This window comes from Pandoraea sp. (assembly GCF_041919235.1).
GTDB lineage: Bacteria > Pseudomonadota > Gammaproteobacteria > Burkholderiales > Burkholderiaceae > Pandoraea.
In genome coordinates, this window is the sequence record NZ_JAYRUC010000004.1 from 230,285 (window position 1) to 240,794 (window position 10,510).

3 protein-coding genes are annotated in these 10,510 nt (G+C 63.4%); 2 read left to right on the forward strand and 1 reads right to left on the reverse strand.

What is annotated here, in order from left to right; genetic code table 11:
• Window positions 1-13: 13 nt before the first annotated feature.
• Window positions 14-409, reverse strand: a complete 396-nt coding sequence (locus ACE3UG_RS04975; protein WP_374620439.1) for a hypothetical protein — start codon at window positions 407-409, stop codon at window positions 14-16.
• A 203-nt stretch (window positions 410-612) separates the two neighbouring features.
• Here ACE3UG_RS04975 and ACE3UG_RS04980 point away from each other — a divergent pair, with 203 nt between their 5' ends.
• Together ACE3UG_RS04980 and ACE3UG_RS04985 are read left to right on the forward strand one after the other, a co-directional pair.
• A complete protein-coding gene (locus ACE3UG_RS04980; RefSeq protein ID WP_374620440.1) occupies window positions 613-2,379 on the forward strand; it encodes a ShlB/FhaC/HecB family hemolysin secretion/activation protein in 1,767 nt (588 codons plus the stop codon).
• A gap of 113 nt (window positions 2,380-2,492) precedes the next feature.
• A partial coding sequence (locus ACE3UG_RS04985) for a hemagglutinin repeat-containing protein (RefSeq protein ID WP_374620441.1) occupies window positions 2,493-10,510 on the forward strand: 8,018 nt, incomplete at its 3' end.

The window sequence follows — 10,510 nt, forward strand, 5'->3', positions numbered from 1 at the left end:
CAGCACTCTGCCTTCACGGCGCTTTTGAACGCCGCTGAAAGGCACGACTTTGTTCGTCTGCGCCTGCCATCACCCACTGAATCGGACTGAACCGGCCTGAATAGCGGTTGCAAGCGGTCGCGAGATGCGGTGCGCGACCGCAATGCGTCGCCTCCCGCTCGTTCTGGAGCCACTTCCTGTCGGGTAACGCACGATAGCTCGCCAGCGAAAATTCCGAAAAATTAGCAAACCGAAAGTTTAATTTCGAAACAGTCAACGGAACGTCGATCGCCCGTGCCATGGGCCATCGACGACGAATCGGGTTCGCGAGGCTGACGGCAGTCACGTCAGGAGTCGAAAAAGTCGGCTCAATAACAAGAAGTCCGTCCCGAACGAAAACCGTAGATTTGCCGACGGTCTCCACCGACATCCCGTCTTCCGATCGCGGAGAAGACTCGCGTATCGACGCCAACCGCGCCCCCCCCACCGCTTCGCTCACTCCGGAATGACCTGCGTTGCGCTGCGCAAGCCGTTGTCGTGTCGTATTGGCACGCATGGAGGCCGTTGATGGCCGTCCCCGTGCCGAGCGCGTTCCGAGCAATGAGTGAACCCTGAAATCGCAGCGGACTTGTAATGCCGATATATAAACCGACGGTCTTTTTGCTGGCCTGTTCGCTTCTCGCAACCGGGACACACGCGCAGCACGCCACGACGCCAACCCCCGCCGACACGGAGGCCGCAGCCCGCGCTGGCGCTGAGCAAAATCAGCAGATTCAACAACAGCGAGAGGCACAGCAGCGCGACGCGACGCTCAACGCGCCGTCCGTTCGCTCTGCGCGCGAACCGCTTTCGGAGTGGCCCGCGTTGCCGACCGAAGCGCCGTGCTTTCGGATCGACGCCTTCGTATTCGAAACGCCCGCCGCGTCGCCAATGACAGTAAGGACTCAGGGTGAATGGACGCAAGCGCCGGACCGATTCGCATTCGCCCGGGAATGGGTGAGTCACTATGCGGGCGTCTGCGTGGGCAGACAGGGACTGGATACGATCGTCAAAGGCTTGCAAAAGTCGGTCTTGAGCCGTGGCTACATCACTACGCGTGTGCTGCTGCCTGAGCAGGACCTCTCGAGCGGCACGCTCAAGTTTGCGTTGATCCCCGGCGAGATCGGTCAAGTGCGGTTTGCCGAGCCGACATTGCGCGGCACTTGGAAGAGCGCCTTCCCGACGCGAGACGGAGCACTGCTGGATCTGCGGGATCTCGAGCAGGGTTTGGAGCAGATGAAGCGCGTGCCGAATCAGGACGTCTCGATGCAGATCGTGCCGGCGGATCTGCCGGGCCGCAGCGACGTTGTGCTCGATGTCGTGCGCACCAAGCCCTGGCGCGTCGTGGCCTCTGTGGACAACGCGGGAACACGCGCGACCGGCAAGCTGCAAGGCAGCCTGTCGGCCGGTTTTTACAATCCGCTCGGCGTGAACGACATCTTCAATGTCGGGGTGACGCACGACTTGCTGCTCAAGGACAACGCCCTGGGTTCGCGGGGCTGGAATGGGCGTTACTCGATTCCGTGGGGCTACTGGAGCGCGACGCTCGCGGCCTACACCAGTACGTACTACCAACAGATTTCGGGTGTGAACCAGACGTTCGTCGCAAGCGGCAACTCGAAGACCGTCGACATCACGCTCAATCGCGTGATCTCCCGCAGTCAGAACCACGTATTCGGCACGGAGTTCCGACTCTCGCGGCGGTTCGGTCAGAGTTTCATCGAAGACACCGAGATCTCGCAGCAGCGGCGTAACAACACCATCGTCGAGCTGGGTCTGACGAATCGCCACTATCTCGGGCGCGCGCAATTCGATGGAACGCTGGCTTACCGGCGCGGCATCGGCGCGTTCGGGGCGCAAGACGACCTGCTTGCCGCCACGGGCGGCCCCACTTATCGCTATCGCATGGCCGTGCTGGACGCGAACCTCGCCGTCGGCTTTGCCATGGCGCAGCAGCCGATCCGTTACGTGACGACCTTCCACGGGCAATACACCGGCAGCACGCTTTACTACATCGACAACCTGTCCATCGGCAGCCACTACACCGTACGTGGCTTTGACGGCGAGACGATGCTCTCGGCCGCGCGCGGCTTCTATTGGCGCAACGAGCTTCAGTTGCCGATCGGGCAGACGGGACAGTCCGTTTATGCCGGGCTCGATTACGGCCAGGTGTGGGGACCCCAACCCGTGGCCCAGGACGGCACGCGGCTCGCGGGTGCTGTGGTGGGTGTCAGGGGAAGCGTCGCTTCCCGCTTTGGCGGCCTCGGCTACGACCTGTTCGTGGGCACACCGCTCTACAAGCCATCGTCTTTTTCAACGGCAAAGGTGACGGTCGGATTTCAACTGACCGCGCAGCTTTGACGCAGCCAAGGCATTGAGGCCGCCAGCCAAGCGCATTGCGATGGCAGTGCCTGCATTCATGACCGTCTGGCGAACTTTGCACAGCGGCATCTCTATTCAGGTCGATCACGAGAATGAACAAACACATCTTCCGATTGGTGTACAGCCGGCTGCACGGCATGTGGGTGGCAGTGGCCGAAACCGCAGGCACGGCCGGTAAGACGAATGCGGGGCAGGTGCGCCGACATTGCACGTCGCGACCCGCGTCGCGGCGCATCGCCCTCTTCGCGATGCGATCGGTGGCCTTTGCCACCTTCATGGCGCTGGGGGCGGTGCCCGTGCGGGTTCAAGCGCAGGTGACGGCTGGGGGCGATCGGGCACCCGCCGTCGTGCGGACCGCCAATGGTATCGCGCAGGTCGACATCAACGCGCCGAGTGGTGCAGGCGTGTCTCGGAACACCTATTCCCAGTTCGATGTGCCGCGAGCCGGTGTGATCCTGAACAACTCGTCTGTCATGACGCAGACGCAACAAGCCGGGATGATCAACGGCAACCCGAAGCTTGGGGCCGGTCAGTCGGCCAGGATCATTCTGAATCAGGTCAACAGCACCGCGCCTAGTCAGCTCAGGGGCTATCTGGAGGTGGCCGGTAGCCGGGCCGAAGTCATCGTGGCAAACGGGTCGGGCATTGTTGTCGATGGCGGGGGGTTCATCAATACCACGCGCGGCATTCTCACCACGGGTACACCGATCCTCGATGCCAACGGCGGCCTGCGCGGATTCCAGGTGACGGGCGGCAGCATTGCGGTTCAGGGCGCGGGCCTGAACGCGAGCAACGTGGACCAGGTCGATCTGATCGCCCGCGCGGTGCGGGCGAATGCCGCGATTCATGCCAACGCCTTGAACGTCATCACAGGTGCAAACCGGGTCGATCACGACACGCTTGCCGCGAGCGGCACGAGCGGCATGAGTGGCACGAGCGGCGATGGCACCGCTCCGGGCGTGTCGATCGACGTTAGCGCACTCGGCGGAATGTACGCGAACCGCATCACGCTGGTGGGGACGGAAAAGGGCGTCGGGGTTTCGAATGCAGGCGAGATCGCGGCGCAAGCCGGCGACCTGACGCTCACGAGTGCGGGGCTGCTGATCCAATCCGGCAAGCTGAGCGCCAACGGTCACATTGAGATCGATGCGGAGCGCGTTGCCAACACGGGCACGAGCTACGCGAAGCGGAACCTCACGGTTGGCGCTACGGACACGCTCACGAACGGCGGCACGCTGGCCGCGCAACGAGACCTGCGCGTCGCGGCTGGCGGCGTTCATTCGACCGGTACGCTCGGCGCTGGCGTGAATGACGACGGTTCGGTTGGCAGCAGCGGCAACCTGTCGGTCACCGCATCGCGCCAACTCGACGCGAGCGGCCTGAACGTTGCGGGCGGAAACGCGATGATCGGGGGTGCCAGGCTCAACCTCGCGGGCAGCAAGACGTCTTCCAACGGCAGTCTTTCGATGACTTCCAACGTTGGCGACCTGGACCTCTCCGGCGCGACCACGAGCGCACAGAGGGACGTGGAAATGCGGGTCGCGGGCATATTGATCAACGACCGTGGCACGCTCGCCGGCGGACGCAGCGTGAGAGTCGACGCTGGCCGCCTATCCAACGTGGCGGGCAGAATTTCATCGCGGACTGAACTCGTCGCACAGACCTCGGGACAACTTGCGAATGAGGGCGGCGAGATCGTCTCTGCGGGGGCCATGCAAGTTCGTGGCGGTGCCATTACGAACCGCAGGGGGATCTTGCAGAGCGCAGCGGGGCTGTCCGTTGCAGGCGACGCGCTGGACAATGCGGCGGGCCGCATCACCTCGTTGGGCACCGAGGGTCTGACGGTAACGGTCACGGGAATGCTCAAGAATGCTGCAGGCAAGACCTCAACGGGTGCGCAGGGAGGTGTGATCGGTGGCAACGGGGATGTCACGCTCGAGGCAGGGACCGCTGCCAATCGGGGCACGATCAGCGCGCAGACGGACCTGAAAATCGTCGCACGGTCGCTCGACAACGGGGCTGGTGCGCTTCGGGCGGCGAGGCATGCGACGATCCGGGCGGCCCGTCGCCTGACCAACAGCGGCGGTCAAATCTTTGCGGGCGAGACGGCAACGGCGAGTGCTGCAACGCTCGACAATAGCGGCGGGACCACACAGGCAGCGCAACTGAAGCTGAGCGCGACGGACCTCGTGAATCACGCGGGCACGATCACGCAAACGGGCGACGGGTCGATGCACGTCGCCGTCTCGGGCACGCTCGACAATTCGGCGGGTGGCACGCTGCAAACCAATAGCGCGGATCTCTTGTTGGCGCCGTCCACGCTGGACAACCGCGACGGCACGATCACGCATGCGGGCGCCGGCACACTGACGATCAATGCCGGCAACGGGAGCGGCGCCGTCTCGAACAAGGGCGGGAGGATCAAGAGCAACGGTCGGGTCGTCGCCTCGGGGGGAATGTTGGACAACGCGGCGGGCCTCATCGTGGGGCAAGCCGGGCTCACGGCGACGGTCGACGGCACGCTCGACAACACGAACGGCAAGCTGCTGTCGAATACCGACCTGACGCTCACGAGCGAGGCGCTGGCCAATGATCGCGGCGAGATTGGTGCGCAGGCCAACGAAACGATCCGCACCGGGTCGCTGACGAACAAGGGCGGGGCCATCGTGGCGCCGACCCTGAGTTTGACGAGTCGCGAGACGCTCGACAACAGCGGCGGCAACGTGCGGGCCAACCAACTGGCCTTATCCGCGACCGACCTCCTGAATCGCGGTGGGACGATCCTGCACTACGGTGCGTCGCCGATGTCGGTCGATGTCAGCAAGACACTCGACAACAGTTCCGGCGGCACGATTCAGAGCAACGGCCGCGATCTGACGCTGACCCCCAATCTGCTCAACAACAACGGAGGCAAGATCCTCGCCGCCGGAACGGGAACGCTGACCATCGCGCCAGGCGATGGCGCGGGCATGCTGTTGAATGCAGGTGGCCAGATTGTCGCGGGGGGCAAACTGGCGTTGCGGGCGGGCGGTCTGGACAACTCGGCCGGCAGGCTTACGGCGCGGGACTACATCACCGCGCGCATTGCGGGCGACGTGAACAACGCGCAAGGGGTGGTGCGCTCGCTCGCCTCCCTGTCGCTCGGGGTCGGCGGTTCACTCACGAATACGAACGGTCGGATCCAGTCTGGCGGCGGTTCCGACACCCACGCCAAGGTCGAGAGCAGCACGCTCGCGCTTCGGGCCGCGTCCATCGACAACACGGACGGCCTTATTGGAAACCTCGGCACGGGAGATGCGACGATTGATGGCGGCACCGTTACCGTCAATCGCCACGGCACGATCACGGGTAACGGCCGGGTGGCGGTCAGCGCATCGAGTGTCGACAACACGCGGGGCGGGCAACTGAGCGGGGCAAGCGTCTCGATCGATGCGGCCACGCTCGACAACACGGGGGGTGGCATCGGCAACCTGACCGGGTCGCGCGGCGACGTGGTCATCAAGACGGCGGGTGCGCTCACGAATACCGGCGGGCAGATCGGCGCGACGAACGACCTGACCGTGACGGCAGCAACGCTTGCGGGCGGCGGCGCGTACGGTGCGGCCCACGATGTGGCGGTCAACGTCGGGGGCGACCTCGCGATGGCGCCGGCGTTGAAGTTGGAGGCGGGCCATGAGCTTGCCATTACGGTGTCCGGCACGTTCACGAACGACACCCGGTTGGAAGCGGCCGAGAACCTGAGCATCACGGCGGGGGATATCGCCAACAGCGGCACGATGATGGCCGGGGGCACGTTCACGACGCACTCGAACACGTTGCGGAACACGGGCACCCTGGTGGGCGGCGGTGTGTCGCTCAATGCGACATCGCTGTTGTCGAACGTCGGACCGACCGCGCTCATTGGCGCGACGAACAGCCAGGGGACGCTGGAACTTCTGGCACCGATCATTGAGAACCGCGACGACACGACGGCCACCGATACGCAGGCGACGACGGCCATTTATGGGCTTGGCCGCGTTATCCTGGCCGGGGGCAAGGACGCGAGCGGCAACTACACTCAGGCAAAACTGATCCGCAATCAATCGTCCCTGATCCAGTCCACACGCGATATGTCGCTGCACGCCAATCAGGTCACGAATACGCGGCGACAAATGCAGACGTCGGGTTTTACGTCGTCGGTCTCTGCGGATCTTCTCGCCAGTCTTGGCGTCAGCCTGAGCGGGCGCACGGGGAAATTCAATACGCGAGATCCTAACGCGATTGGCGGCGCGTACCCCGAACCGCCCCGGAGTGGGAGATGGAACAGCGACTACATCTACACCAGCTATACCGGCGTGGCAGAAGCCAACACCGTGACATCGATCAGCCCGAAGGCGCAAATCATCTCCGGCGCCAACCTGAACGCTTCGTCAGTCGATGTGTTTCAAAACTACTGGAGTGCGGTAGCGGCGACGGGCGACATCGCGGCGCCCGTAACGCTGGACCAAAATAGCTGGAAAGGCCAGAACGCCCCGGTCATACGCGTCACCTACTCGGGGCACTATCACTACGACAACTACGACAAGAGCATCCGCGACTGGCAATTGCCGTTCGGCGACGCCAACTACCCGACGTACCGTCCGACGGGTTGGAATCGCTCCCTCGCAGATATCCGTACGTACACCTCGCCCGCCTACGAATCGACCTTTGTCGCAAACGGTAGGTTGACCGGCTCGGGGGTGAGCATCGACAACACGGCGGGCAATGCAGGCGTGCCATCGATCGGCCTCGTACCCGGCCAGTCGGTGACGGACGTGACTGTCGGAGTTGCGGGCGGTAACGCCAATGGAACAAGGATCGACGCGACATCGATTCAGACGAGTGTTGTGCGCGTCGATCCGATCATTGCACGTGCCACGGCCGTCAGCGTCATCGCCAACCTGACGATCCCGCAGGGCGGTCTGTTCCGCCCGGCCACGGCGCCGGACGCGGCGTACCTCATCGAATCGAATCCGGCCTTCACTGACGTCAAGCGCTTCATTTCGAGCGACTACTATTTCCGGCAGATAGGGGTCAATCCGCAGACGACGGCAAAGCGTCTGGGGGACGGCATGTACGAGCAGCAGTTGGTGCGGGACCAGATCACGGCGCTCACCGGCAAGGCAGTCCTCGGTCCCTTTACCAACATCGAGTCGATGTATCAGGCGTTGATGAAGTCAGGCGCGGCACTCGCGAAGTCGCTGAACCTTTCGCCGGGCATGAGCCTGTCGGCGGCGCAGGTCGCCGCGCTCACCAGCAATGTGGTGATCATGCAGACCCAGATCGTGGACGGACAGACCGTGCTGGTGCCGGTGGTCTATCTGGCGCAAACGAGTCAGCAGCCAATGAACGGCCCGCTGATCGCTGCGGGCGACATCGACCTGAAAGACACGCAGACGCTCACGAACAGCGGCACGGTACAGGCAGATCGCACCCTCACGGTTGACGGCAAGTCCATCGACAACGCGTTCGGGTCGCTGCAGAGCGGCGGCCTGATGACGTTGACGACGGCGGGCGACATCGACATGAGTTCCGCCACGGTGAATGCCGGAAGTCTGGCACTCATGGCCGGCGGCGATCTTCTGCTGAACACGACGACGAACACACTCAGGCAGGACGGCGACGCGGGAGCCACACGCGTCACGACGACGCTCGGCCCCGTTGCGAATCTGAACGTGACGGGCAACGCCGCGATCGCGACGGGAGGCAATTTCGAGCAGAACGCGGGCAACTTGAACGTGGGCGGGAATCTCGGTATGGCCATTGGTGGCAACTGGGATCTTGGCGCGGTGCAGACGGGCGAGCGGAAGTCGGTGTCGATCGGCAGCGGCGTGTCGGATACCGATCTGAACTCGAAGGCAGGCAGCACGGTGACGGTGGGAGGCGTCGCCCAGATTGGGGTGGGCGGTGATCTGACCGCGACCGGCGCCAGTCTGAACCTGAAAGGAGGCGGCGTATTAGCGGCGAAGGGCGACGTGACGCTGCAGGCGTCGGTAGCAACCTCCACCTACCACAGCAGCGGTGCGGACAGCGCCAGTCGCGGTACCGACGCGGAAGCACTGCGTACGTCGGACGACACGGTGATCGGCACTACGGTTCAAAGCGGTGACAGCCTCACGGTTGTCTCCGGCAAAGATATCAACGTGCTCGGCAGCGGTATCGCGCTCGAGAAGGGAACGGCGACGCTGGTGGCGGCGGGCGACGTGAATATCGGTGAGGTCATCGAAACTCACGAATTTCACAGCCGCCGGGAAGACAGTAGCGGTGGGTTCTTGAGTAGCACGACAACGGTGAGCACGACCGACACGAAAAACACTGTCGCCAACGGTAGCGTGATCTCGGCAGACAGCGTGGCGGTGGCGGCGGGCAAGGACATGAGCGTGCGGGGGAGCACGATTGTCGGCACCAAGGACGTTGCCCTTCAGGCCGGTCACGACCTGCGCATCGAATCGACGGAGAACGTGAGGGAGAGCCGCACGTTCCGTGAGGAGAAGCGATCGGGGTTTGGTTCGTCCGGAGGGGTGGGTATCTCATACGGGAAGAACGAGCAGCGCGACCGCACCAATGACAGCAGCGTGACGCAGACGGGAAGTCTTGTCGGCAGCGTGAACGGCAACGTCAGCATGGTGGCGGGCAATGACCTTCTCGTGCGCGGCAGCGACATCGTCGCCGGAGGGAATGTGGCGGGCATTGGGAAAACCGTCACCGTCGAGTCGGCAGTCAATCGCCAGCATCATGACGCGACGCACGAGACGAAGAGTTCGGGCTTCACCTTGGCAGTCAAGGCACCGGTGATCGATGCGGTGCAAAACGTTGCGAATCAGACGCGTGCTGCCGCCGACTCCGGCGGCGATGCGCGCGTTTCGGCCTTGCGAGGTTATGCGGCCGCCAGCGGAACCGTTGGTGCATTGGGCCAAGCCAAGGGCGCGCGCGATGCGCTCTCCGGCGGCGGCAAGCCTGAAGCGAAGGTCGAATTGAGTTGGGGGTCGTCGAGCAGCAAGTCGACGTCTTCATCCGACAGCGCGCAGAACGTGTCGAGCAATATCACGGCCGGTGGCACGGCGGCGTTCATCGCAACCGGTGACACGGCGGCGGGGAAAGGCAACGTCAACATCATCGGTTCGAACATCGATGCGAAGGACGTTCTCCTGCAAGCCAACAATCAGGTCAACCTGAGTCACAGCACCGACACCGATTCAACGCGTAGCGATACCGAATCGAAGAGCGGCAGCGTTGGGGTGTCTTACGGCACGAGCGGTTGGGGCGTGTCGGCGTCGCTGTCCCGGGCGAACGGCGATGCCAACTCGGATTCGAAATTCCAAAGCAACACGCATATCGACGCGAGCCAGACGGCGGTGATCGCGAGCGGTGGCGATACGAATATCGTCGGCGCGAACGTGAACGCCGACAAGGTCATTGCTCGCGTGGGTGGAGATCTAAACATCGCCAGCGTGCAGGATACGAGCGAGAGTTCCGCGCACCAGCAGAGCATGGGCGGTGGCATGAATCTCAGCATGGGAGGTGCGTCGGGAAGCGCGAACTACATGCGCGGAAATGCGAGCGGCAACTATGCGGGCGTGGAGGAGCAATCCGGAATCCAGGCGGGCGGCGGTGGGTTTGACGTCGGCGTGATGGGTAACACCGATCTGAAGGGTGCCTACATTGCAAGCACAGCCGATCCGTCAAAGAATCAACTGACGACAGCCACGTTGACGTTCGCCGACATTGAGAACCATTCGGAATACAGCGCCAATAGTTTTGGTGTCGGTGGTGGCGCTACCGTGGGTAATGGCGGCGCGAACGAGCGTACGACGGGGAACACCTCGGGCAAGAACACCGGTGGGATTTCTCCGATGTTGCCGCAAATGGAGAGCGGCGGCGAGCGGGCGACGACACGCACGGGCGTAAGCGAAGGCACGATCACGCTGACGGACGAGGCGAATCAGACGCAGGATCTGGCGAGTTTGAATCGCGATACTGCTGACTTGAACGGGACGGTATCTCGCACGCCTGATTTGCAAAATCTACTCAACGACCAGTCGCGTCTGATGCAAGCGGCAACGGCAGCGGGGGAAGCTGTGGCGCGTGATAT